At 50.1% G+C, this 24426-nt stretch carries 22 protein-coding genes; 16 read left to right on the top strand and 6 right to left on the bottom strand.

Annotation, left to right across the window (positions count from 1 at the left end; translation table 11 throughout):
* Positions 1-508: 508 nt before the first annotated feature.
* Positions 509-922, bottom strand: a complete 414-nt coding sequence (locus tag AC50X8_RS06110; RefSeq protein WP_494879060.1) for an Lrp/AsnC family transcriptional regulator — start codon at positions 920-922, stop codon at positions 509-511.
* A 118-nt stretch (positions 923-1040) separates the two neighbouring features.
* Between AC50X8_RS06110 and AC50X8_RS06105 the strand changes: the two genes are divergently transcribed.
* Positions 1041-1799 carry an MBL fold metallo-hydrolase gene (locus tag AC50X8_RS06105; RefSeq protein WP_494879059.1) on the top strand — a complete coding sequence of 253 codons (759 nt, stop codon included), beginning with the start codon at positions 1041-1043 and terminating at the stop codon, positions 1797-1799.
* Positions 1800-1930: 131 nt separating this feature from the next.
* Here AC50X8_RS06105 and AC50X8_RS06100 read toward each other — a convergent pair whose 3' ends face one another.
* The gene (locus AC50X8_RS06100) at positions 1931-2287 is read right to left on the bottom strand and encodes a DUF1304 domain-containing protein (RefSeq protein WP_056032024.1); all 357 of its coding nucleotides are present in this window, start codon (positions 2285-2287) and stop codon (positions 1931-1933) included.
* A gap of 197 nt (positions 2288-2484) precedes the next feature.
* Between AC50X8_RS06100 and AC50X8_RS06095 the strand changes: the two genes are divergently transcribed.
* From AC50X8_RS06095 to AC50X8_RS06065, 7 genes are all read left to right on the top strand, one after another.
* Entirely contained in the window at positions 2485-5007 is a 2523-nt protein-coding gene (locus AC50X8_RS06095; protein ID WP_494879058.1) for a GH39 family glycosyl hydrolase, read from the top strand.
* A 307-nt stretch (positions 5008-5314) separates the two neighbouring features.
* Positions 5315-7591 (top strand): glycoside hydrolase family 3 C-terminal domain-containing protein, encoded by a 2277-nt coding sequence (locus tag AC50X8_RS06090; RefSeq protein ID WP_494879057.1) that lies wholly within the window; start codon positions 5315-5317, stop codon positions 7589-7591.
* Positions 7592-7629: 38 nt separating this feature from the next.
* Positions 7630-9000 carry an MFS transporter gene (locus tag AC50X8_RS06085; RefSeq protein ID WP_494879056.1) on the top strand — a complete coding sequence of 457 codons (1371 nt, stop codon included), beginning with the start codon at positions 7630-7632 and terminating at the stop codon, positions 8998-9000.
* A gap of 45 nt (positions 9001-9045) precedes the next feature.
* Complete coding sequence (locus AC50X8_RS06080; protein ID WP_056032013.1) at positions 9046-9306, top strand: HPr family phosphocarrier protein; 261 nt, start codon at positions 9046-9048, stop codon at positions 9304-9306.
* Between the two features lie 395 nt (positions 9307-9701).
* The gene (locus AC50X8_RS06075) at positions 9702-10523 is read left to right on the top strand and encodes an AraC family transcriptional regulator (protein WP_099517520.1); all 822 of its coding nucleotides are present in this window, start codon (positions 9702-9704) and stop codon (positions 10521-10523) included.
* A 208-nt stretch (positions 10524-10731) separates the two neighbouring features.
* Entirely contained in the window at positions 10732-11721 is a 990-nt protein-coding gene (locus tag AC50X8_RS06070; protein WP_056032007.1) for an aldo/keto reductase, read from the top strand.
* A 21-nt stretch (positions 11722-11742) separates the two neighbouring features.
* Positions 11743-12759 carry a hypothetical protein gene (locus AC50X8_RS06065; RefSeq protein WP_494863765.1) on the top strand — a complete coding sequence of 339 codons (1017 nt, stop codon included), beginning with the start codon at positions 11743-11745 and terminating at the stop codon, positions 12757-12759.
* Positions 12760-12892: 133 nt separating this feature from the next.
* Here AC50X8_RS06065 and AC50X8_RS06060 read toward each other — a convergent pair whose 3' ends face one another.
* Positions 12893-13720 carry a hypothetical protein gene (locus AC50X8_RS06060; RefSeq protein ID WP_494863767.1) on the bottom strand — a complete coding sequence of 276 codons (828 nt, stop codon included), beginning with the start codon at positions 13718-13720 and terminating at the stop codon, positions 12893-12895.
* 275 nt (positions 13721-13995) lie between these two features.
* Here AC50X8_RS06060 and AC50X8_RS06055 point away from each other — a divergent pair, with 275 nt between their 5' ends.
* Positions 13996-14127: a hypothetical protein gene (locus AC50X8_RS06055; RefSeq protein ID WP_257790767.1), complete on the top strand. Its 132-nt coding sequence runs from the start codon at positions 13996-13998 to the stop codon at positions 14125-14127.
* 61 nt (positions 14128-14188) lie between these two features.
* On the opposite strand, the gene AC50X8_RS06050 is transcribed toward AC50X8_RS06055, so the two are convergent.
* From AC50X8_RS06050 to AC50X8_RS06040, 3 genes are all read right to left on the bottom strand, one after another.
* A complete protein-coding gene (locus AC50X8_RS06050; protein ID WP_056031998.1) occupies positions 14189-15031 on the bottom strand; it encodes a 1,4-dihydroxy-6-naphtoate synthase in 843 nt (280 codons plus the stop codon).
* Positions 15028-15678, bottom strand: coding sequence for a futalosine hydrolase (locus AC50X8_RS06045; protein WP_056031995.1), 651 nt, complete (start codon positions 15676-15678; stop codon positions 15028-15030). The genes AC50X8_RS06050 and AC50X8_RS06045 overlap by 4 nt, the downstream gene beginning before the upstream one ends.
* A gap of 196 nt (positions 15679-15874) precedes the next feature.
* Complete coding sequence (locus AC50X8_RS06040) at positions 15875-16090, bottom strand: hypothetical protein (RefSeq protein ID WP_341280655.1); 216 nt, start codon at positions 16088-16090, stop codon at positions 15875-15877.
* A gap of 291 nt (positions 16091-16381) precedes the next feature.
* Here AC50X8_RS06040 and AC50X8_RS06035 point away from each other — a divergent pair, with 291 nt between their 5' ends.
* From AC50X8_RS06035 to AC50X8_RS06005, 7 genes are all read left to right on the top strand, one after another.
* Entirely contained in the window at positions 16382-17464 is a 1083-nt protein-coding gene (locus AC50X8_RS06035) for a lactonase family protein (protein WP_494863774.1), read from the top strand.
* Between the two features lie 70 nt (positions 17465-17534).
* Positions 17535-18509, top strand: coding sequence for an aminoglycoside phosphotransferase family protein (locus tag AC50X8_RS06030; protein WP_494879055.1), 975 nt, complete (start codon positions 17535-17537; stop codon positions 18507-18509).
* Positions 18510-18578: 69 nt separating this feature from the next.
* Positions 18579-19235 (top strand): SGNH/GDSL hydrolase family protein, encoded by a 657-nt coding sequence (locus AC50X8_RS06025; RefSeq protein ID WP_056031984.1) that lies wholly within the window; start codon positions 18579-18581, stop codon positions 19233-19235.
* A 482-nt stretch (positions 19236-19717) separates the two neighbouring features.
* Positions 19718-20434: an ABC transporter ATP-binding protein gene (locus AC50X8_RS06020; protein WP_056033019.1), complete on the top strand. Its 717-nt coding sequence runs from the start codon at positions 19718-19720 to the stop codon at positions 20432-20434.
* A complete protein-coding gene (locus tag AC50X8_RS06015; RefSeq protein ID WP_056031981.1) occupies positions 20431-21792 on the top strand; it encodes an ABC transporter permease in 1362 nt (453 codons plus the stop codon). Before AC50X8_RS06020 ends, AC50X8_RS06015 begins: the two co-directional genes overlap by 4 nt.
* 63 nt (positions 21793-21855) lie before the next feature.
* Positions 21856-22938, top strand: coding sequence for an efflux RND transporter periplasmic adaptor subunit (locus tag AC50X8_RS06010; protein ID WP_494863785.1), 1083 nt, complete (start codon positions 21856-21858; stop codon positions 22936-22938).
* A gap of 254 nt (positions 22939-23192) precedes the next feature.
* Positions 23193-24260, top strand: a complete 1068-nt coding sequence (locus AC50X8_RS06005; protein ID WP_494879054.1) for a cation diffusion facilitator family transporter — start codon at positions 23193-23195, stop codon at positions 24258-24260.
* Positions 24261-24426: the final 166 nt, after the last annotated feature.

Here is a 24426-nt window from a genome sequence, read left to right as displayed (position 1 = left end):
CACGTATATTGCCGGCACCCCTAAGCACTGCTCATAGTTCCATAACATCGCTTGTTATGCGAGATCTGTTCGTCTCAACCAGCTTAAACATGGTTTCTATAAGTAGGGGGGCGATCAGTTTTAGCGACGGGTTACGGACCCAGGGGAACGACCGATCTGCCCCGGCTACTGACAAATACACCACCAAAATAAAAAGTGGTCAACCAGTAATAACTGGCTGACCTCATAATACGACGGGATACGATAGTTCAATGATTGAAACGGCGGACCAGAATTTGGTCCGCCGCTTTGTTATTAAACAGTTCAGATAATAGGGCTTTTTTCATTGTCTACAATATTGGGGCTTGACCAAACAAAGTTTGTTCAAAATAAGGGCTTTTTGCTAGTTTTCAAAGTTGATGCATTTTATTTGACTACACGGTTATGCGTTCGGTCTCCGAACAAACAATATCTATGCGTCTATTTAACTATCACGATTCTTCTATTTATAGTGGGTAAAGCCCAACGCTTAAAGCGTCTGATTAATGACGATCGTCAGCCTGTAATTAGCATGCTCATTTAGCTCCGTGAGAAACTGGTCGAGCGCGGCATTGGAAGGAAAACGGCATTCCATCATATAACAGCTGTCTCCGCCTGTTTTATAATGGTGGATGATAGCCGTTTGCTGCTGTACAAACGCTATATAGGGAGCATGGGACAACCCATGCATGAAAATTTGGATAAATGCATGGACAGGGAGTCCCGCCTTCTCCTGATTCAAGCGTATCGTATAACCCTCGATAAATCCCTCTTCCTCCAGCCGGCTGACACGATTTGCAGCAGCCTGTCCGGTCAAATGAACGAGTTGGCCAAGCTCCTTCATCGAGATGCGGCCATTTTTCGCCAGCTCTTCAATGATGCGTTTATCCGTATGATCCAGCATAAGCGACAACCTCTTTCAAAAATCAAGTATTTGGTGCGATTTAAGTGATTGCTTCTATGTTCATGCCATTCTTTAGATAGTAACCTATTAAAGAGCAAGATTAAAGGAGGAGCAGCATATGCAAATGACCCAAATCCGCAATGCAACTTTGAAAATAAATTACGGCGGCCATACCTTTTTGATCGACCCTTTCTTGGCGCCAAAGGGGACCTATCCGCCTTTCCCCAATACAGCTAACCAAGAGCAGTTTAATCCGACGGTCGAGCTGCCATTCCCAGCGGAGCAGCTGCTCCCTGTTGATGCCGTTATTGTCACGCATTTGCATGTGGATCATTTTGATCGGGCTGCGGCGGAGCTTCTGCCGAAGGACATGGTGATTTTTGCCCAAAACGAGCATGATGCGGCAGCGATTCGCGAGAAAGGCTTTGAGCAGGTGCAGATTTTCACACCATCAGCACAGCTCGGGGAAGTCAGCCTCAGCCGAACCTATGGACGGCACGGCACAGGGGAAATCGGCGAGCGTATGGGCGAGGTGTCGGGAATCGTGTTTCAGCATACGCAGGAGCAGACGCTTTATGTGGCGGGTGATACGATTTGGTGCGAGGAGACGCAAGCGGCAATCAAGGAATACGAACCGTCAGTCATCGTCGTGAATGGCGGCGCGGCACAATTTTTGCAAGGGGATCCCATTCTGATGACGAAGGAAGATATATATGCTGCGCATCTCGCGGCGCCGCAGGCGGTTATCATCTCCTCCCATATGGGGGCGGTCAATCATTGCATGCTGTCCAGACCGGAACTGCGCGAATATGCAGCAGGCAAAGGGCTAAGCGGCGTAATCCTCGTGCCAGAGGACGGCGAAACGATTATTAGTTAATCATGCGGCTTATGAACATAAAAAAATCTCCAGCCTGTCGCTGTTATAGCGAAGCTGGAGATTTTTTTCAGTTGCATTCGCTATGCTGCTGGTACAAAAGCTGGACGTTGTTGCTCTACAGCCCGCTCGATCTAGGTAAACAGCACAAGCAGCAGCGCAATTAGCGCAGGCAGCCCCTGCATAACCAAGATGGAGCGTTTAGTAGTAAGACCGCCGTACAATGCAGCAACGAGTACGCAAATGAGGAAAAACAGCTGGATTTGATAGCCGAAATCGGCATTCGGATGCACAAGGCCCCAAATCAGGCCAGCGGCCAGAAATCCATTATATAATCCTTGATTGGCGGCAAGCGACTTGGTTTGCTCAGCAAACTCAGGTGTCAAATTGAATGTTTTGCGCGTCCGAGGTTTCGTCCACAAAAACATTTCCATAGCCAATATATACAAATGCTCGGCAGCCACAAGGGCAACGAATATAGCAGCTAACATAAGATACCCTCCTGAAATAAACTCAAATATTGGAAAAAAATGATCCCTACCCATCTTACTCCTAACCTCTTCTACAATCAAGCGCAGATTATGCTTTTACGCTATCTTCGCATGACTGGATTTGACAGTCCTGTGAGCAGGTGATACGTTGAGTACACATAACAAAAGGTCAAATGAACGAGGCGGTTAGGACATAGATGGACCATACTTATGAAATCATTCAGACGGATCATGAGCTTCCGCTGCATATTTTTTTTCATAACGTCAGATACGTCCCGAATCATTGGCATGACAGCATGGAGCTGCTGTTCGTGCTTAAGGGCAAGGCAATCATTGCTGTACAAGGCAAGCCTTTCGTGCTTAATGAAGAGGATATTATCCTTATTAATAGCAATGATATTCATACGATACAATCGGATCAGGAAAATCTGCTGCTGGCGCTGCAAATTCCAGATTCTTTTCTGCGCGAGCAGGGGGTGGACACGGAGCAGACCGCCTTTGAGTGCAATTCCTGCTGGCATGCTCAAGGCGATCAGCAGAAGTTTATTGAAGTGCGTACGCTGCTGTCCACCATTATGTGGAATTATAATAAAGCCGGATATGGCTATGAAATTAAAGTCCGCTCCCTGCTGCTGGAGCTGATTTATTTGCTGCTGCGCAAATTCAGAAGCACGCAGGAGAAGCGGGAGTATCCGATTAACCGTCGTACGATGGCGCGGCTCCTTCATTTGAATGAGTACATTCAGGAGCACTTCAATCGTCCGCTGACGCTGAATGAGCTGGCTGAGCGTGAAAATTTCTCCGTCTCCTATTTATCGAGCTTCTTTCAGAAAAGCATGGGTGTGACGTTCCGTACTTATATTACGCGCATTCGGCTGGAGCATGCGGTCAAAGCGATGCTGACGACACAGGAGCCAATTATTAAAATCGCTTTGGACAGCGGCTTTCCTAATTTGAAAGCTTTCCATAAGGCTTTCAAAGCGGTCTACCAAATGACGCCGACGGAATATCGCGGCCATCGCGGGCAGCATTTGCCTGAGGCGGAATTGTCCGAGCCCTCCAGCGATAATTACTTGGCTTTTGACCGGGAAAATGCTTACATCAGCTTGTTTAAATATTTGCCAACGGAAGCGAACGCTGGAACGATTGCCGCTGCTGATCAGGGCTCCATCTGCCGCTCCATACAAATCCGTGCCTCTGGCAGCGGGCGGACACTGAAGCATACTTGGCGCAGCTTATGTACGATCGGCAAGGCGAAGGAAGCGTTGTTTGCTCCCGTCCAGCAGCATTTGCGGATGGTGCAGCAATCCATTGGCTTTCAATATATTCGCTTCCACGGCATCTTCGATGATGAAATGATGGTGGCGCGGTTGGGGCCGGACGGCAAGCCCCTGTTCAGCTTCGGCTATGTCGATCAGGTGGTCGATTTTTTCCAAAGCATCGGGCTGCGTCCCTTCTTCGAGCTGGGCTTTATGCCGGGCGATTTTGCAGATCAGTCGAAGTTTTTTTTCCATAAAAAAAGCTACATGAGCATGCCTAATGAGATGGAGCATTGGACCGCGCTGATGGAAGCGTTCATTCAGCATCTTCTCCATCGTTATGGCAGTGCCGAGGTAAGCAGCTGGCGCTTTGAATTTTGGAACGAGCCGGATGGCGGGCTGTTCTGGCCAGATCCGTTTGAACGATACCTGGAACTATATGAAGCGAGCTTTAAGGCGATTAAGCGCGTGTACCCGCAGGCGCAGATTGGCGGCCCATGCATGCAGGGAGACACCATAGTGGATCGAAGCTATTGGATGGAAAAATATTTGGCTTATTGCACCGAGCATGAATGCTTGCCTGATTTTATCACCATTCATATGTACCCGATTGAATATGCGGTAACGGAGTCAGAGCATGATCAAGTGCCCCAAATCAGCGATTTCCACTACGCGGGCGAGGACTATGTTCCCAAAATGCTGGGCAGGGTGAAGCGCAAGCTGCTGGAGCTTGGATGGACGGGCACTGAGCTGCATGTGACGGAATGGAATGCAACGCCCCATCATCGAGAGCTGACGAATGATACTTGCTTCAAAGCCGCATACATTGCCAAAAACATCGTGGAAACGCTCGATGAAGCAAGCAGTCTGGGTTACTGGACAGTAACGGATTTACTGGAGGAGCTGCCGCTGCCGCAGGAGACATTCCACGGCGGACTTGGCATGATTACGAATAATGGGCTCAAAAAAGCGGCCTTCTATGCTTACGAGCTGCTTGCCAAGCTTGGCTGCAAGCTGCTTGACCGCGGCGATGGCTACTGCCTGACGATGTCGAAGGATGGCGCGTATCAGCTGCTGCTGTTCCATTACGCCCATTTTGACCAGATGTATCTCAAAAATGATATTTCAGGCATTCAGCCGCATCATCGGTATGCCGTCTTTAATCATAACGACCAGTTGGAGCTGACTATTCAGCTAGAAGGGCTGGAGCCAGGCGCTTACCGCATACACCGGCATGCGATTAACCGGGAATCGGGCAGCTCCTATGATGAATGGCTGCGGATGGGCGCGCCCGCTGAGCTGATGCCGCCGGATATTGACTATTTGAACCAGTGCAGCGTGCCGAAGCAGCATATGAGCACCGAGACAGCAGGGGATGTATTGACGCTGAAGGGCCTGCTTGCGCCGCATGAGGTTCAGCTGCTGGAGATTAAACGGGAATGGCAGCACAATTCCATATAAAAGGCAGAAAGACCTTCGTCCAATTATACAATCGGCGGAGGTCTTTTTTTTTTGCAGAAGGCGGCGGCCATATGGCCTTTTTTATTTTCTTTTTGAAAGAGTAAGAAAGAGGCAAAAAGATAATCATAAAAAGTGACATTGTTTTCAGTGAAACGAGGGAAGGAAAGCGCTAAACAAACGCACTATACTTAAATTAGTTGATAAAGAAATGGGGATAGGAGCAAGTTATGCTTCGAAGTCATCCATTTTTTTCTGTGGGGTAGAACAGGAACTCATCATCACCTATATCGAATTGGAGGTTTTTACATTGACGAGAAACATTCAGGATATCGTAGCTCAAATGACGCTGGAGGAAAAAGCCGGACTATGCTCGGGGCTTGATTTTTGGCATTTGAAAGGTGTCGAACGTCTAGGCGTGCCTTCCATTATGGTAACGGATGGACCACACGGCTTGCGCAAGCAGCAAACGGGTGCGGATCATCTGGGCATTTTCGACAGCGTGCCAGCAACCTGCTTCCCTTCTGCAGCTGGACTTGCCTGCTCATGGGATGAAGAGCTGATTGGCAAAGTCGGCGTTGCGCTTGGTGAAGAATGCCAGGCTGAAGATGTTGCCGTCTTGCTTGGGCCAGGCGTGAACATTAAACGCTCCCCGCTTTGCGGACGCAACTTCGAATATTTTTCCGAAGATCCTTATTTGTCCTCCGAGATGGCAGCAGGCCATATCAACGGTGTGCAAAGCCAAGGCGTCGGAACGTCGCTGAAGCATTTCGCCGTAAACAATCAGGAGCATCGCCGCATGTCGACGGATGCAGTTGTTGACGAGCGTACGCTTCGCGAAATTTATTTGGCAAGCTTCGAGGGCGCGGTGAAAAAAGCGCAGCCTTGGACGGTTATGTGCTCGTACAATCAAGTGAATGGCGTATTTGCTTCCGAGAATGTAAAGCTGCTTACCGATATTTTGAAGGATGAGTGGGGCCATGAAGGCTTTGTCGTCTCTGACTGGGGCGCAGTTAATGAGCGCGATCTGTCGCTTGCGGCAGGCATGGAGTTGGAAATGCCGGCAAGCAATGGCGTAGGCGAGAAGAAGGTTCTTGATGCGATCAGCAATGGCACATTGACGCAGGAAGCTTTGGATCGCGCGGTAACGCGCCTGCTTCGCATTATTTTCAAATCGGTGGATGAGAAAGTTAAGGATGCTACGTATGACAAAAACGCGCATCACCAATTGGCAAGAACTGTTGCAAGCGAGAGCATGGTATTGCTTAAGAATAAAGGCGGTTTGCTTCCACTTGCAAAAAACAGCCGCGTTGCAGTTATCGGCGCTTTTGCCGAGAAGCCAAGATTCCAAGGCGGCGGCAGCTCGCATATTGTACCGACAAAGCTGGATCACCCAGTTGAAGAAATTAAGGCGCTCGTTAGCGATGCATCGGCAGTTGTTTATGCGCAAGGCTATCACGCAGGTGATGATGCCATTGATGAAGCGTTGATCGAAGAAGCGAAGCGCGCTGCAAGCGAGGCGGAGGTTGCTGTCATTTTTGCAGGCTTGCCTGACCGTTATGAATCAGAAGGGTATGACCGCGAGCATCTCAATCTGCCTGAAAATCAAAACAAGCTGATCGAGGCTGTTGCCAGCGTTCAAGGCCGCGTCGTTGTTGTGCTGCTCAATGGATCAGCGGTGCTGCTGCCGTGGCTGGATCAAGTCGATGCTGTGCTTGAAGGTTATTTGGGTGGACAGGCCGTTGGCGGAGCCGTTGCAGATTTATTGTTTGGAGAAGTGAATCCTTCCGGCAAGCTGGCAGAGACGTTCCCGCTGAAGCTTAGCGACAACCCTTCATTCCTGAACTTCCCGGGCGAAGGCGACCGCGTTGAATACAAAGAGGGCATCTTCGTAGGCTACCGTTATTATGACAAAAAGGAACTAGATGTTCTGTTCCCGTTTGGCTATGGCCTGAGCTACACGACATTTGCTTACAGCGACTTAAAGCTAAGCGCAGCGAGCATCAAGGATACAGACGAGGTAGAAGTAACGGTCAATGTGACCAATACAGGCAGTGTAGCAGGCAAAGAAGTGGTGCAGCTTTATGTGAAGGATGTAGCAAGCACCGTAATTCGCCCAGAGAAAGAGCTGAAGGGCTTTAAAAAGGTTGCGCTCGCGCCGGGCGAGACAAAAACGGTGAGCTTCGTGCTCAATAAACGTTCTTTCGCCTACTACAATGTGGATATTAAGGATTGGCATGTGGAAAGCGGCGAATTCGCTATTTTGATTGGGCATTCCTCGCAGGAAATCGTTCTTGAAGCGACGCTTGCAGTTGAATCTACCGTTAAATTGAAAAAGCATTATACGCAAAATACGACACTGGGCGACTTGTATAACAATGAAGAAGCGACTGTCATTTTGCAGCCATATATGAAGAAATTCCAAGAGAACAGCCCGCTCGGCGGCGTTGATGAAGACGATGCCCATGCGGAAATGATGGTCAAAATGATGCAATACATGCCGCTTCGCAACCTGATGGCATTCGGCGGCGATGGCTTCACCAAAGACATGCTTGACCAATTAATTAGAGAGCTGAACAGCTTATAAATTAGCGTTTAAAGCTAGGTACAAGAGGAGAATGTGCGATGAGTGCGAATCAGACAGCAAGTGGCGTTCAAGACGACGCGTACCATAAAGTAAGATGGTCGGAACGAATTGGTTATGGTTTTGGTGATGCAGCCAGCAACCTTATCTTTACAGGGGCGGCTACGTTTCTAACGTATTATTATACGGACGTAATGGGACTTGCCGCAGGCGCAATCGGAACGATGATGCTGATTGCCCGCATATTGGATGCCTTCCTTGACGTCGGAGTAGGGGCATTGGTAGACAAAACGAAAAATAAGCATGGCAAAGCTCGTCCATGGCTGCTATGGATGATGATTCCATTCGCCGCTTCAGGCGTATTGCTCTTTACGTTCCCTGATGTCGGACCGGGCGGAGCGCTCGTGTATGCCTATGTTACTTATTTGCTCATGAATTTTATTTATTCGTTCATTAACATTCCATATGGGGTGTTGAACTCGCTTGTTACGCAGGACGGCTATCAGCGTTCGGTGCTCAATATCGTTCGTATGCTTGGTGCGCTTGCAGGGGCAATCGGCGTCAGCTTCGCGACGCAACCGCTTGTTAAAGTATTTGGCGGCGGCGAAAAAGGCTGGATATTGACCTTCACGATTTATGGCGTTTTATCTCTCATTATGTTCTTCATTACCTTTAAATCGACGCGTGAGCGCGTAAAGCCTTCCGTGTCGCAAAAAGAAATTCCGTTCAAGCAAGGCTTGGGAGCGCTATTCCGCAATAAATATTGGGCGATTATGCTGCTATTCGCTGTCACTGTTTACACAAACTACGGCATGAATGGTTTGAATATTTATTACGCACAGTACATGTTGAATGATGCCGAACTGCTGGGCCTTCTCAGCTTTGCCGGATTGATTCCTATTGCGGTCGGTTTGTTCTTGATTGCTCCACTTATCAAGAAGTATGGCAAACGGAATGTGGCGCTTGTCGGCAGCTTTATTATGATTTTAGGCTCGCTGGTTATATTGATTGATCCAACGAATGTTACATTTGTAATCATTGGCTTGGTGGTCAAGGCGCTTGGCATGACGCCAATTCTGGGTACGATTTTCGCCATGCTGGCCGATACCGTAGAATATGGCGAATGGAAAACAGGTGTGCGTACAGAAGGACTCGTATACAGCGCAGGAAGCTTTGGTACGAAAGCGGGCAGCGGTCTGGGCGCAGCTATTATTGGCTGGGGTCTGGCGATTGGCGGTTATATCGGAGGACAAGAGACAATCAGCTCTTCCGCAAGCAGCGCGATTCACTTCATGTTTATTTACTTGCCGATTATTTTAGGGATTTTGCAGATGGTCATTTTGTATTTCCACAAGCTGGATAAATTGTATCCGCAAATTGTAGCTGAATTGAAAGCTGTTAAAAAAGCTTAATACAAAGCTGCAAACACATACTCTGAATGAAAGGTGCTGACAAAGATGAAATCGCATGATACGTTAACGAAGCAAAACGGCTTTAATGTGTTGTTTGCAAAAGAATTTACGACGCTTGCTTCTTCCTTCGAATCCGAGATCCGCGTCATTTGGCAAGCGAAAAACATTATTTCCGATGGCAAAAGCATTTTGGGCTTAATGGCGCTCGATATTATGAAGGGTACGCCGATCAAGCTCACGGCTGAAGGTCCGGACGAGGATCAGGCGATTGAGAAATTAGCCGCTTTATTCGAAGGTCACGAATAAGGAATGCTCTGGGTCAGCAAAGCTGAGTAAAATTGCACAGTAAGAAAATCATAAAAGCAGGGAGAGGAAAACCTCACCCTGCTTTTTTTAGTGAATTCAATTGAAATCGAATAAAAATGATATTTTTATAATCAAACATTGTTTAATACGGTGTAAATTCATTCAATCATGTGAAAAGCTAAGGCTGAAAAGGGCATTTATTATTAAAAAATTGCATCCGTTTAATTGTGTCAGATGTTTGAAAACTGTGCTATTATTATCGGAAAGCATCCAAAAAGCAGCGCCCCCAGTAGGGGCTGTTTTTATATAGAGAAATCATGAGTGGTATTGCCTTGTTGCAGCAGTCGTTCGCCACATCACGATGCAAGATAGCGTAGAGAGGGATGAAGGTCATCATGGCAGTGTTTCAGTATAATCCGGAGCGTCCCTTTCGTGATGGCCCGGATATGTATTTGCTTTATTGGGGCAAAGAGGCATGCAAGCCTTGTCATCTCATAGGGCCAATCGTAAGGGAAAACTTTAAACTGCATTTCATTCATAAAGGAAAAGGGACTGTGAAGGTAGCGGGCAAAACCTACACGCTTACAGCCGGACAAGCCTTCCTCATTTATCCGCAGGTGCTTATTTCTTATGAATCGGACGAGAAGGACCCGTGGACGTACTCCTGGATCGGTTTTTTTGGAGAGCAGGCTGCCCAAATCATCGCCCGGACATCGATTACGCCAGAAAACCCCGTATTTCCCATGGATATGAAGCTGATGCCGACGTTGTATGACCAGTTGACGGAAGCTGTATCCCACCAAGCCAGCAGTGATTTGCGCCTTCAAGCCATTTTATATGAGTTTTTATCGCTGCTTGTCGAGTTGGTTCCTTTAACGGAAAGCAATAGCAGCAATGCCGCGCGCAAGCAGGAAGCCTACATTCACCGAAGCATGGAATTTCTGCACGCCCATTACAGTGAACGAATTACGATGGAGCAGCTCGCTGACGTACTCGGCCTGGATCGCAAATATTTGTCTTTTCTGTTTAAAGAGGCTGTGGGCATGCCGCCGCAGCAGTATTTGCTTAACTATCGGATGAATAAAGCTTGTGAGCTGTTAGGGAAGGGCATCTACAGCATCAGTGAGGTGGCGCGTTCCGTAGGGTATCAAGATGCGCTGCTTTTTTCTAAAATGTTCAAAAAGGTAAAGGGAACACCTCCGCGCAATTTTGAATAGTTATTTTACAAGCGTAAACGGCTGAAGCCGCCCTCTGGTGGCAAAGCTGCTGTTTTGTGTAGAAATATAGAGAATGGATGGAAAAATCATATACTTCCTATGTTTTAAAAAAGGACATTATTCCATAAACATCATCCTTGCTGACATAGGATTCATAGTCGTTTCTCGGTACAATAGGTTTATATTAAACCTGAGGAGGAACAAATGAATGAGCTATTTGGCAAGTCATAATCGATATGACACTATGACATATAACCGCAGTGGGAGAAGCGGATTGAAGCTGCCTGCTATTTCGTTAGGGCTGTGGCATAATTTTGGCGGTATTGATTCCGTAGAGAAAGGCAGAGAAATGGTTAAACGGGCATTCGACCTTGGTATAACGCATTTCGACCTGGCGAATAACTACGGACCGCCTCCGGGCTCTGCTGAGCAAACGTTCGGCAGCATTTTGAAAGCCGACTTTGGGGCTTACCGCGACGAATTGATCATTTCGACAAAAGCCGGTTACGGCATGTGGGAAGGGCCTTACGGCGATTTTGGCTCCAAAAAATATTTGGTGTCGAGCCTTGACCAAAGCTTGAAGCGCATGGGACTCGATTATGTCGATATTTTCTATCATCACCGTCCAGATCCAAATACGCCGCTGGAAGAAACGATGGCTGCGCTTGATCTGATTGTGCGCCAAGGCAAAGCGCTGTATGTTGGCTTGTCCAACTATAAGCCGGAGCAGACGCGTGAGGCATCGCGCATTTTGAAGCAGCTGGGTACGCCTTGTCTGATTCACCAGCCGAGCTACTCGATGATTAATCGCCACGTTGAGGATGGCTTGCTGGACGTGCTGGAAGAAGAGGGGATTGGCTCCATCGTATTTTCCCCGCTTGCGAAAGGGATGTTGAGCGATCGCTATTTGAATGGCATTGCTCCAGATTCGCGTGCGGCTGGCCCAAGCGTGTTTCTGCGTCCAGAGGAAATTACCGATGAGCTTATCGTTAAGCTGCGCAAGTTGAACGAAATGGCAGCCGGCCGCGGCCAGAAGCTGTCGCAAATGGCGCTGGCATGGGTGCTGCGTGGCGGACGAGTGACTTCCGCGCTTATTGGTGCCAGCAAAGTCAGCCAGATTGAAGATGCCGTACAGGCGCTTGCTGTTGCTCATTTCACCGATGAAGAGCTGACGCTGATCGATCAGATCTTGCTATAGGCAAAGGAGGGGGATGAGGCAATGGCTATAAAGGCGCAACCATTCATCAATCGGGTGCTGCTGACGCTTGATGCTCACCTCGCCAAGGATGCGAATGGGATGTTCTACGAACGCTTCCTTCATGCGGACAAGCAGGCAGGCCGGAGCGATGTGTATGGGACGGCGGATGCCGCCAATCTGCTATACACGGTGAACGGGCTGCCGGAGGCAGAAGCGGAAAAATCCGCATGGCAGCAGGCGCTGCAAAGCTTTCAGGAGCAAGGCAGCGGCATGTTCCGCGGGCTTTACCATAATGAGCTGCATAGCGCGGCGTTCGCAATATCGGCTTTGGAGCTTTTTGATGGAAAGCCACTATATCCGCTTCAGCAATTTGCAGCCTATAGAAGCAAAGAAGGGCTTTACGAATTGCTGGAGCAGCTGGATTGGGTACAGCAGCCTTGGGGAGAATCGCAGAAGGGCTCCGGCGTCTTCGCAAGTCTGGTGCTCGCGCAGGAAGTAGACGCTGCGTGGGAAGCCTGGTACTTCGACTGGTTGAAGGAGCAGGCCGATCCGGCAACGGGCTTATGGCGCAAAGGCTGCATGGTTGATGGAGATGGCGAGCTGCGCGGTGCGCCGCTCTTCCACCATTTGGCTGGCAGCTTTCATTACCTGTTTAATATGGCTTATCGCGAGCAGCCTATTCCTTATGTGGAGGCATTGGTCGATACTTGCATCGCCTTGTTCCGCAGCGAGCGGTGGGAGCAGCCGAAGGAGCAGCTTTCCTTTTTCGAAATCGATTGGGTTTACGTGCTGGGCTGCTGCCTGAAGCAAACGTCCTATCGCCGCGAGGAAGTGCTCGCTGTTGTTCGGGAATCGGCAGCACCTTTCCTTGCCTATATCGAGAAGCTGGGCGAACAATCGCCAGCAGAGCCGTTCGAAGATTTGCATTCGCTCTGCGGCGCTGTAAGCGGCCTTGCAGTCATTCAACAGCTGGTTCCAGAGCTTGTCCTTACGGATCGGCCCCTGCAATTGGTATTGGACCGCAGACCATTTATTTAAGCGTCTCATTAAACAATAAATAGGATGAAATTCACCCCATTCACCCCCTAGAATAAACATGGGATAACCAGCTGGTTAGTTCGATGATATTCTAAGGGGTGTTTGCTATGGATAAAAATAGATGGACGGTGCCTTATGAAGCGAGCAGTGCATTCGCCTTTGTAATAATAGCGGCAATCTGTTCCTCGCTGCTGTAGATCGCCTGCTTTTTATCCAGAATGCTTTGCTGCAGCGTCAGCAGCTTAGCGAAGGAGCGCGAAGCGGCTGCGGCATCGCCTTTCTTCACAGCTTGGGTCAATAGCTTGCCTTCGGCCGTAATAAGCTTGCGGCTGCTGGATATGCTGCTTTTGGCGGAGCGGATTTTGATGCGCTGCGAGGAAGCAGTCTCCAATAAGGCGCGCGTCTGCTTCGCTTTCAACACAGTGGCGGCTTTAAGCTTGCTGTAGGCCTCGCTCTTATTTTTAATATCCAGCTTGGCGAGCTGGACGGCTTGCTTTGTTTGCTCCAGCTGCGCCTTCATCACGGCATTCAGCTCCTTGCTTTGCAGCAGCTTGGCGGCTTCCTGCTGCTTCCTCAGCGAAGCGTACAGCTCAAATAGCGGCTGATAATGCTCCTTCGTCTGCTTAACGTCAGCTGCCAGCTTGGCAAGCTTCTCCTCATTCAATTGCTTGATGCGCTGCCGAATGGCAACAAGCGCCTCTTCATTGCGATAATGGCTGGCGGTAATTTTGCCTTCCCAAGCGTCTTCCTGCTGCTGGGCAGACAGCAGGCTGTCATATTGCTTCTTGAGCTGGGAGGCTGATGAAGAGTCAGCACCCGTGGTCAGTTTGTCAAAGGCCGTCTGAACGGTGGGCGAAAAAGGCAAGAGCGACGTGGCAGCGGTGGAGAGTGATGGCAGCGTCAGAAATAAGGATAATGCGATTAGAGCAGTGAATACATGCAGCGGCTTGAAAATAAACATAGTGGAGCCCTCCTTTAAAATGGTGGAAATGAAAGACGTTGAAGGGCAGCGATAAAGGGCATAGTCCCGAATGCACGCAAAAAAGCACCCGCAAGAAGGACGCCTGAGGCGTCTTCTCTTACGGGTGCTTCCATCGTAAGCCGCTGCTATTCAAATAATTATTTCCAAATATACTAAAAGGAAGGCCATTCGTCAAGCTCTTTCGTAAGGACTGTTCCCCCCGCCGATTCTCCTGTATGATAGTAGGAAAAGAGACGAAAGGGAGGAAGCAGCGAATGAATGTGCCTATAGGCGTTTGGATTTTTTCAGGCTTAATCGTTATATTGCTGACATGGATGACACTTTGGGTGACAAAAAAAGCGTATTCGAAAAAATGGGACGATTCCGATCAGGATATCGGGACGTAATTCGACGAGCCTATATTTTCACAACGAGTAAGCATCACACGTAACAATAGCCCGTCCTAAGCTAAGGCTGAAATTTCAGCAGCTCAGGATCGATGGCTGGCACGAGCCCTTCCTGCGCAGCGCGATTCAGCAGCGTCGTTATCGCCTCATATCCGCTATCGCCGAGATTGGCGGTAAAGTCATTCACGTATAGATCAATGTGCGCCTTCGCTACGGCAGCGTCCATCTCTTGGGCATGCTGCATGACGTAATCGCGAGGCGCTTCTGGATTCGCCCATGCATAAGCGACTGAGGCCTGAATCCACTTCGTGATGGCTGGCAAATCGAGCGAGCGGCGGGCGATAATGGCGCCGAGCGGTATAGGCAGTCCCGTATCCGATTCCCACCAGCTGCCAAGATCCGTCATCATGGATAGGCCAAAGCTTGGATACGTGAAGCGCGCTTCATGAATGACAAGGCCAGCATCGATATGTCCGTCGCGAACGGCAGGCATAATTTCATGGAATGGCATGATGACGATATCGCCGACCCCGCCGGGAACGTGCTTCGCCGCCCAAAGCCTGAACAGCAAGTAAGCGGTGGAACGGTCGCTTGGCACTGCTACGCGTTTGCCTGATAATGCTGCCGCATCCGTGCGGGTTCCAGCTGTCAGGACGAGCGGGCCGCAGCCTCTGCCCAGCGCACCGCCGCATGGAAGCAGCGCATAATCTTCCAGCACCCAAGGGAGGGCGGCGTAGGAAACTTTCAGCACATCAAGCGGGCTGTCGCCGCTGGCTGCCAGACGATTGGTAATGTCGATATCGGCGTACGTAATTTCCAGCTCTGGTGCATCCGGGATAAGCCCGTGCGCCCAAGCGTGGAAGACGAAAGTATCGTTCGGACATGGAGAAAAAGCGATTTTCATACAAGCACCTCCAATAGTGTGGAGCCCGCAGCTTCCAAAGCCTGCAAAGCTTCGCCAATTCGCCATGCGCTGCGGTCCCTTGGTCCGATCGCATTCGAAATGGCGCGAATTTCAAGAACGGGAATGCCAAAGCTTTGTGCAGCTGTTGCAACGCCAAAGCCTTCCATCGCTTCAGCGGCGGCGCGAGGAAAGCGCTCGCTCAGCACTTGGGCGGTGGCGGCAGTTCCGGTGACGGTCGACAACGTTAAAATGGGAGCCAGCGCTGCAGCACGACCAGCCTGAGCGAGTGCTGCGGCTAAAGCGGAGGCTTGTGCGCCAGCCTCGATTGTAGAAGAACCGAAGCCAAGGGTGTCCAGGCTGCTGAAGCCATCCGGTGTCTCTGCCCCGAGATCGGCGGCAATGATGGCATCGGCTATGACGAGTGAGCCAACGGCTGCGCGGCCGGGAAAGCCTCCGGCGATTCCCATGCAAATGACGAGATCATAGCTGCCCCGTGTGAGAGCGAGTGTCGTGCGGACAGCGGCTTCCGCTGGGCCAACTCCGGCTTCTGTCACATGAAAGCGCGGGTTGTTTTGCAAGCCTCGACAAACCGCATCCTTCTCAGCTGTGACGGGGGTCATAATTAAAATGTTTGGGCCAGCGTCCATCAGGCGCAATCTCCTTTAACGGCAAAATTTCGCACCATCATGCGGGAGTAGATTGCATCTACGGCCGCATAATGCTGCGAAAAGCTAGGGTTGTTGCTTTTTCCAAGCTTATTACTTAATTATAGTACGGTTGCAGACGTAAGGAAAGGCGAGCGCTTTCCCGGCTGCAAGCGATGATCGAGCCGCAGACAAGCGGCTATTTGCGTTTCATTTCAAAAAACTCGCATTGCTCCCGGGAAAAATAAGTGATATCGCTGACGCTCGTCTGAATGACGACCTGCGTATCGTCGAAACGGACGATGTTTCCGCCGGAGCACACAATATAATCATTTTCAAAGACGCGCAGCCGAAGCTCCCGCTGGAGTGCCTCCTCGAAATCCGCATCCGTTATCAATTTACGGTTTATCGCCATCCTCAGACTCCTTTGCCCATTAAAATTAAACCTTATAAAGGCGGTATGCCCTAGCGCTATGATAGACCAGCCAGCAGCCTGTTGCAACATTGTGCAGCATAACAGCCGTTTGTTCAGGAGAGATAAAAACCGTAGCAACAGCACTTGGTTTGTGCGCAGACTGCTAGTACAATAGGAGGGAAAGCTTTAATGCGGGAAAGCTGGCAAGGCAAGCTGTGAGCTCCGCTGCCATAACGTCAGCCCTTACACGCAGCGGGACAGGTCCCGCTAATTTGAAGGAGGAATATAATCGTGTCTGTACATAATGAACGAGTTGTCGTATTTGTCGGGTCCTATGCAGAGGCTGCGGCGAGCGGCGTATATGCGTATGCTTTTGATGAAAAGGAAGGCAAGCTGTCGCTGCTGGATGAAGTATCCGGACTCAAAAATCCTACGTTTCTGAATGTCGATATTCCAAGCAAACGGCTGTATGCCATTGCAGAAGGGGTATCCGCAGCAGGCGCCAAAATTGGCGACGCTGTAGCTTTTGCCATCGACACGGACAAAACAGCATTGACCGAGCTTAACCGCAGCGAAGGGATTACGGCTCCGGCTTGCCATATTCAACGCGATCCATCCAATCGCTATTTGCTGCTGTCGAGCTACCATGGCGGCAGAATCAGCCTTGTTGCGCTGACGGACAATGGAGAGGTAGGAGAACTGCTCGATATCGCCCAGCATACGGGAGTAGGCCAGCACCCGGAGCGGCAAAATCAGCCGCATCCCCACAGCATACAATTCAGCCCGGACGGCCGCTACCTGTTCTCGCCGGATCTGGGCATTGACCGTATTATGGCTTATCGCATTGATGACCAAGCGCAAAAGCTGGTTTTCCACGGCGAGACCGTGCTTCATGGCGGCGCTGGCCCGAGGCATATGGCTTTTCACCCCAATGGTCAATTCGCGTATGTCATTAATGAAGTAGATTCGACGGTTACCGCGTTCCGTTACGATGCTGAGGCGGGTACGCTTGCGGCGCTGGCAACTGTTCCAACGCTTCCTGCTGATTTTGACGGTGAAAATACATGCGCCGAAATTGCCGTTTCCGAGGATGGCAAATATGTATACGGCTCGAATCGAGGGCACGACAGTTTCGTAGTGTACGCCATTAATGAAGCAGACGGCAAGCTTACCCTTGCTGGTCATGTGCCGATTGAGGGCGAGCACCCACGCCATTTTGCTTTTGTGCCGGGTGGCCAATATATTATCGCGGCTAACCGCGACACGAATAATTTGGCTGTATTCCGCGTAGATGCGGCAACAGGGCTGCCTGTGTATACCGGACATTCCGTTACGGTATCTGGGCCCGTGTATGTGCAGCCTGTATTAGTGTAGCAGGAAATAGCTGAGGCGAGTGTGCCTTGAATGCGGCTAGAAGCGAAAAGAGAGGGAGAGGTCAGCAGAGATGAGATGGCCATCAGCATGGATGCAGACTGTCATTAGCGTACATGGAGAACGCGGCGAGCAGTGGCTTGCGGAGCTGGATGCGCTGCTGGCAAGCTGCGCGGAGCAGTGGGAGCTGCAGCTGGCGGATCGATCGCCGTACGAGCTGACCTTTAATCTGGTGCTTCCGGCGCTGCGGAAGGACGGAAGCGAGGCTGTGCTGAAGCTGGGCGTGCCGTGCAGAGAAAGCCGAACCGAGCTGGCCGCGCTTCAGCTGTACGAAGGGCGCGGAGCGGTTCGCCTGCTGGCATCGGATGCAGAGCGCGGTGTTATGCTGCTGGAGCGGCTGAGGCCGGGACAGCTGCTCTCGGAAGTGGCAGACGATGCGGCGGCCGTCCGCATCGCTGCGGAAGTGATGCGTAAGCTGGCTGTGCCAGCAGCGGACGCAGCGGCTGTGGGGGAAGCGGCCGAAGGCGTAAGCTTCCCTACGGCTCTACAGTGGGCGCGCGGGCTGGAGCGGCTGCGCCAGCGCCATGATGGCGGCACCGGGCCGCTGCCGGAGCCGCTCGTCCGGCAGGCTCAGCTGACGTTCGGCCAGCTATTCGCCACGGGCAAGAGCGAGCCGCAGCTGCTGCTGCATGGCGATCTGCATCAGGGCAATATTTTGTCCGCCATGCGAGAGGGTGAAGCATCTGCCGGCTGGCTGGCGATTGATCCTAAGGGCGTCATCGGCGAAGCGGCTTATGGCGTCATTCCGCTGCTGATGAATCAGCTGCCTGAGACACGGGCGGAGCGAATCAAACTGCTGCGTAATCGCGTCCATATTCTTAGCGATGCCCTATGCCTCAAACGGGAGCGTGTTGTTGCCTATGGCTTCAGCCATATGGTGCTATCCGCAGCATGGTGCGTCGAAGATGGGGTTGGCGATTTCCATGCCGCACTTGAGACGGCGGCTTGCTTTGCAGAGCTGCAGCGTGAGGAGCCGGGGCTTGAATAGGTAATAAAGCAGAGCCTTTCAATCGAACATGCATCATTATTTTATCCATTATTAAGGAGCTGGGATGAGATGAGCGAGCAGCAATTGACCGTTTTATTTCAAGGGGATTCCATTACAGATGGTGCGCGCGGGCGCAATGATGATTTAAATCATATTTTAGGCCACAGCTATCCGTATTTAATTGCCTCACGCCTTGGCTATGAATTGGCGGAGAAAGCGCCCCATTTCATTAATAAGGGCATTAGCGGCAATCGTGTCTCTGATTTGTACGCCAGATGGAACGAGGATGCGCTCAGCTTGAAGCCGGATGTGCTCAGTATTTTGATTGGCGTCAATGATGCGGGGCGCACGATGTCTGGCGAAGCGAGCGGCGCAACAGACCGTTTCGAGCGCGCTTACCGGCATTTGCTGGAGGAGACAGCCGAAGTGCTGCCGCAGACGAGGTTCGTCCTTGTCGAGCCTTTCATCCTGAAAACTGGCGTGACGTTGGAGCGTTGGGATGAATGGCAGCAAATCATTAAGGGATACCAAGAAAAAACAGCTGCTCTAGCAGCAGAGTATAATGCGGTTCTTGTACGTGTGCAGCATGTGTTCGACAAAGCGAGCGAAGTGACTGGTGCAGCCTACTGGCTATGGGATGGCGTTCATCCGACAGCGGCGGGGCATGAGCTGCTCGCCCGCGAGTGGCTGTCTACGGTGCAAAACAGCAGATTAGCGATTAAATAGCAATAATGATGTTTTTTGAACCCGTCCGCGTGTTACTGCGTATAGATTTGTAGAAATCGGAGCAGTGAGCAGCGAGGCGGCATCATACGCAGGCGCAGCTACAACAAAGCATCCCCATTTCGCTGGAAATTGGGGATGCTTTTCTTTTATTTTGCAGAAAAGAGTACGCATGCATGTCAAAAATAGAAATTTTAAGGTGTAAAGCTTCATTTAGCGAGTCTAAGTAACTAATTTGTAACTACTTTTTATGAAGAAAGGAATAAAATTCATGTAGCTTTTTTAAAGATTAGGAAGCAATGGCAGCAGTATTGTTCTTTTACAGAGGTTATAGTACGATTGAAATATCGAGGATAATTATGGAATATAAAACAGTTAAAGCTACAAGCGCTTTGGCTGTATTTTGTGTAGAGAGAGTTGCCGCCAGAGGACGGCGACAGCCGTTGTGCTTGGGAAGATTTAGAGAGACAAGGGGAGTGAAGGATTTGCTTCGTGTAGAGGGCTTGTCCCATGCATTTAAGAACGGCAATGAGACGACGCTGGTTCTTCAACAGATCGATTTTCGCGTAAACAAAGGGGATATGGTCGCTTTGCTGGGCAGCTCAGGCTCAGGAAAGTCGACGCTGCTTAATCTGATGGCGGGACTGATGAAGCCGACGGAGGGCAGCATTTATATTGCGGGCCACAACATCGTAAATATGAATGAAAACAAGCTGGCGGAGTTCCGCCGTGAGCATATCGGGTTTATTTTTCAGGCCTATGAGCTCATTCCGAACTTGACGGTTCGTGAAAATATCGAGCTGCCGCTCGTGTTTCAATCGACGCGTCCTTCAATTCGCAAGCAGAAGGCGCTGAAGCTGCTGGAGCAGGTCGGCATACCGGATAAAGGGGAAATGTTCCCTTCCCAGCTGTCGGGCGGACAGCAGCAGCGTGTCAGTATTGCGCGCTCGCTTATTACAGAGCCATCGGTTATTTTCGCCGATGAGCCTACGGGAAATTTGGATACGAAGACGGAAGAGGAGATTTTGGCCATTCTCAAGCATTTGAACAAGACGATGAACACGACCTTTATTATCGTCACCCATGAGCGCGAGGTTGCGCAGCAGACCCAGCATATTATTACGCTTCGCGACGGGCTGCTTGAAAAATCGTCACCTGCTGTTGAGCTGGACAAGCATCCGGTAGAGGAGGCTGTCCATTGAGAGTTAGCGATCTTACGAGGCTGTCATGGGATCAGGTCAGACGGCGCAAAGTAGTCACCATGCTGTGTGCAGCTGGCTTGTCAATTGGTTGTGCCGCTATTATTTTGGCGATGAGCATTGGAGAATCTACGCAGAAAATTGTCGAAACCCAGCTCACGAGCTATTTGAAAATGGATGAAATTACGGTTATGCCGGATAATGGCGCGTCCGCAGGCCCCGGAAGCCAAAGCACGGCAAGCGATGAAGTGAAAAATCGGGGCAAGCTGTCTGATCAAAAGGTCGAAATCATGCGCAACATTAAGCACGTAAAGGCTGTAGCAGCCATGCAGCAGCTGAGCTACATGCAAATGACGACTACTGATGATAAGCAGGCCTATGCCGAAATTATTGGAACGGATTTGAGCAGTCTGGAAGCCTTCGGCAATACGTATTGGCAGGGCTCGGCGTCGGATGCTCCAAACTCTGTAGTAATAAGTTACGGTACGACGCTTGGACTAATGAATCAGGAAGAGCAGAATAAGCTGTTTGAGGCCATGAATTTAAATCCAGGCGATTCAACACTGCAAGACCAATATATGACGATGATGACTACACCTTCCGCCTTGTACCAGAAGCAGATTCAGCTGGTGAACTACGATCAGGACAACAAGAAAAGGATCAGTGAGGCCCTTCGAGTCGTAGGGGTATTGAAGAAGCCTAAAGGTGTTTCCGACATGCAGCTTTCCAATGACCGCAAAATTTATGTATCGATTGAAACGGCGAACAGTCTGCGTGAGCAGCTCATGCAAAGCAGCGGTGAAGAGACGGCTAACGGCACCTACAATCAAGTAACGGTCAAGGTGGATGCGGAGGAAAATGTGAAGCAGGTGGAGGAGCAAATCAAGAAGCTCACCTTGAACACCCAATCCAATCTTTTGCAAAAAGAGGCCCTTGAAGAGCAGTTCGCTGTGTTCAAAAGCATTGCGGTAGGCGCAGGCGTATTCATTCTTATTATCGCCTCGATTTCCATTATTGTGGCGATGACGATGTCCACATACCAACGGCGCCGCCAAATCGGCATTATGAAGGTGCTTGGTGCCAATCTAGCGCAAATTCGAAATATGTTCATTGTAGAAGCAGCCCTGCTTGGACTGCTGGGGGGACTGCTGGGCGTTTTATTTTCATACTGGATCGTATGGGGAATTAATGCCCTTATTTTATCGATGTCTACCGGCGAGGAAAATATGTCCATCTTCATTCCGTTGTCTGCTATTCCGGTCGGACTGGCGTTTGCCGTGATGACGGGCATTATATCGGGGATTTATCCGGCAGTCAGCGCTTCGCGTACCGATGCATTGACCGCAATCAAGAGAGACTAGAGGGGTCCTGCACTATGGTCAGGGCATGTCTGAGCCAGCGAGGAACCAGGGGGAGAAGAAGAGATGAAGAAAAAGATTAAATGGATCATCATCGGGATTGTATTAATCGGAATAAGCGTGGTGCTGTACTCCATGTCGAAGCCGCCGGAGATGGTCGATATGTCGGGCGATTCACAGGCCATTACATTTCAGGTGACCAAGGAGACGCTCGTCAATACGATTCAGGTTAAGGGCAAGTCGCTATATGAGCAGGAAACGTCGGTCTATGCGCCTTTCAGCTCCAAAGTGACGCAGTGGAAAGTGAAGGACGGTCAGCAGGTGAAGAAGGGCGAGGTATTGTTCACGCTTGACCAGACCGAGCTGCAAAATCAAATTACGCAGGAGGAAGCGGAGCTGCACAAGGCTGATCTGGAGGCAAAGCTGCAAGCTTTTGTTACGAATACGGAAGATGAGCTGGGCATGCTTGAGGCGACGGAGGTTGAGCGCAAGAAGGCGCTGGCCGCCAAGGAAATTGCCCGTTTGAACCAGGAGCTGAACGATGTGAAGGAATCGATTGGGCGCAAAGCGCTGACGCAAAAGCGGCTGAAGCTGAATGAATCCCAATATCGCTCACCAGGCGATGGTATTTTTCTGTTTGATCAAACGGCTAAGCAACTGCAAGCAGTTGGCGACAACCAGCTGATCGGCAAAATTGTTGATCTGAACAAGCTGCAATTCATCGCTCTTGTCGGGGAGCAGGATGTATTCCGCATTAAGCAGGATATGTTGGTCAAGGTCAAGATGACTGCGATGAAGGATGTTTTGCTTGAAGGCAAGGTGCTGCGCGTATCCAAGTTCGCGAAAACCGGCACGGATCAAAATAGCCTCAATCAAGCTGCGCAATTCGAGGTTGTTATTTCGCTTGAGCCAAGCGAATATTTGATTGCAGGATTGACGCTCACTGGCGACATTGAGATAAGCCGTAAGGAGAGTGCACTTGCTTTGCCTTCCATTGCTATTATGAGCGATCAGGCTTCGTCTTATGTCATGCTGGAAAAAGGCGCAGGCCAATATGAGCGTCAGGACATCAAGGTCGGGATGTCAGCGGGAGATAAGGTAGAAGTGCTTGAAGGCTTGAAGGAAGGCGACATCGTCTCCTTGCAATAAATAGAAAGCCCGAGTGTGCGCGTCTAAGCTTGAAAAAGCTGGGCTGCGCACACTCGGGCTTTTTTATTTGGAAGCAGGGTGGAGAAGGCGAAGGAATGAATGCTTTTTGGACGAGTGGAGAAAAATAAGGAAGCGCATTGGTTGACAAATGTGTCCAGCTGGTTCATTATATAATATATGAATACATGCTCATATGTTATTTTATTTAAAAAAGCGAATTGTATCGCTTTTAATAGCAGCAGGAGGTAGAGAATATGGACACGAAGAATAAGCATCAACACAGTCATGGGCACAGCCATAGCGAAGGTGGTCACCATGATCACGACCACAATCACGACCACAATCACGACCATGATCACGATCATAATAATGATCATAATCATGACAACAGCCACGGTCATCATCACGGCCATGACCATTCCCATGTACCGGGCGGCCATCATCATTTTGATGTCAATGGCAATAAGGTCGGCTTGATTATTGCGCTGTCGATTACAGTCGGCATTATGTTTCTTGAATTTTTCGGCGGCTTGCTGACGAGCAGTCTCGCGCTGCTTGCCGATTCCGGCCATATGCTGAGCGATGTGAGCGCGCTTATTCTTAGCCTGGTTGCCGTCTGGTTTGCCAGCAAGCCCGCTTCCAAGACGAAAACCTACGGCTTTTACCGCTTCGAAATATTGGCCGCGCTGTTCAACGGCATTGCCTTGTTCGTCATAGCCGGGTTTATTGTATGGGAGGCTTACCATCGCTTGTTCGATCCTCCTGCTGTTGCCAGCGGCTCCATGATGCTCATTGCGCTTGTTGGCCTGCTGGCGAATTTGGCCAGTGCTTGGGCTTTAATGCGTAAAGGCGATGTGCATAACAACTTGAATGTCCGAAGCGCTTATCTGCATGTTTTGAGCGATGCGCTTGGCTCGGTCGGGGCTGTGCTCGCTGGGCTGCTCATCTACTTGTTTGATTGGAATATTGCCGATCCGCTTATATCGGTGCTCGTGTCGGTGCTTATTTTGCGGAGTGCCTGGAACATTATTAAGCAAACTCTCCATATCCTCATGGAAGGCACGCCACCGTCGATTGATCAGGAGAAGGTAAAGCGGGTGCTTGCGGAAATCGAAGGCGTTATAGATGTGCATGATTTGCATATATGGACGATTACATCGGGTCTTGATTCGCTGAGCTGCCATTTGCTAGTGGAGGATAGTCATGACAGCCAGCATATTTTGCAGCAGGCGCTTGCGAAAATCGAGCAGCAGTTTGGCATTTCGCATACGACGATTCAAATAGAAACGTCGCGGATTCAGCATTCTGAGATGAAGGTTTAGCAGGCTGAGCATGAGCTTTTTGGCAAATTGCGCCTCGAAAATAAAAGTCAAGTAAAAGTGCTTTCATAATTAAAATGGATTTTTAATGAAAATGATCGGTTCAAGGCGTATGTAGGGGTTGTCCTCTCATTGGTAATTGGTGGGGTAAATAGCTGTGGTATGGTAT

The sequence above is a fragment of the Paenibacillus sp. JT22N15 genome (genome assembly GCF_059383755.1).
Note: the sequence above shows the minus strand (reverse complement) of the source record. Positions and strands in the feature narration are given on the sequence as shown.

Coding starts and splice junctions, on each gene's coding strand:
- AC50X8_RS06085 (WP_494879056.1), top strand. CDS start 7,630: ATGAGTGCGAATCAGACAGCAAGTGGCGTTCAAGACGACGCGTACCAT.
- AC50X8_RS06070 (WP_056032007.1), top strand. CDS start 10,732: ATGAGCTATTTGGCAAGTCATAATCGATATGACACTATGACATATAAC.
- AC50X8_RS06045 (WP_056031995.1), bottom strand. CDS start 15,678: ATGGACGCTGGCCCAAACATTTTAATTATGACCCCCGTCACAGCTGAG.
- AC50X8_RS06075 (WP_099517520.1), top strand. CDS start 9,702: ATGGCAGTGTTTCAGTATAATCCGGAGCGTCCCTTTCGTGATGGCCCG.
- AC50X8_RS06055 (WP_257790767.1), top strand. CDS start 13,996: ATGAATGTGCCTATAGGCGTTTGGATTTTTTCAGGCTTAATCGTTATA.
- AC50X8_RS06040 (WP_341280655.1), bottom strand. CDS start 16,090: ATGGCGATAAACCGTAAATTGATAACGGATGCGGATTTCGAGGAGGCA.
- AC50X8_RS06100 (WP_056032024.1), bottom strand. CDS start 2,287: ATGTTAGCTGCTATATTCGTTGCCCTTGTGGCTGCCGAGCATTTGTAT.
- AC50X8_RS06050 (WP_056031998.1), bottom strand. CDS start 15,031: ATGAAAATCGCTTTTTCTCCATGTCCGAACGATACTTTCGTCTTCCAC.
- AC50X8_RS06060 (WP_494863767.1), bottom strand. CDS start 13,720: ATGTTTATTTTCAAGCCGCTGCATGTATTCACTGCTCTAATCGCATTA.
- AC50X8_RS06030 (WP_494879055.1), top strand. CDS start 17,535: ATGAGATGGCCATCAGCATGGATGCAGACTGTCATTAGCGTACATGGA.
- AC50X8_RS06095 (WP_494879058.1), top strand. CDS start 2,485: ATGGACCATACTTATGAAATCATTCAGACGGATCATGAGCTTCCGCTG.
- AC50X8_RS06105 (WP_494879059.1), top strand. CDS start 1,041: ATGCAAATGACCCAAATCCGCAATGCAACTTTGAAAATAAATTACGGC.
- AC50X8_RS06005 (WP_494879054.1), top strand. CDS start 23,193: ATGGACACGAAGAATAAGCATCAACACAGTCATGGGCACAGCCATAGC.
- AC50X8_RS06025 (WP_056031984.1), top strand. CDS start 18,579: ATGAGCGAGCAGCAATTGACCGTTTTATTTCAAGGGGATTCCATTACA.
- AC50X8_RS06010 (WP_494863785.1), top strand. CDS start 21,856: ATGAAGAAAAAGATTAAATGGATCATCATCGGGATTGTATTAATCGGA.
- AC50X8_RS06080 (WP_056032013.1), top strand. CDS start 9,046: ATGAAATCGCATGATACGTTAACGAAGCAAAACGGCTTTAATGTGTTG.
- AC50X8_RS06110 (WP_494879060.1), bottom strand. CDS start 922: ATGCTGGATCATACGGATAAACGCATCATTGAAGAGCTGGCGAAAAAT.
- AC50X8_RS06065 (WP_494863765.1), top strand. CDS start 11,743: ATGGCTATAAAGGCGCAACCATTCATCAATCGGGTGCTGCTGACGCTT.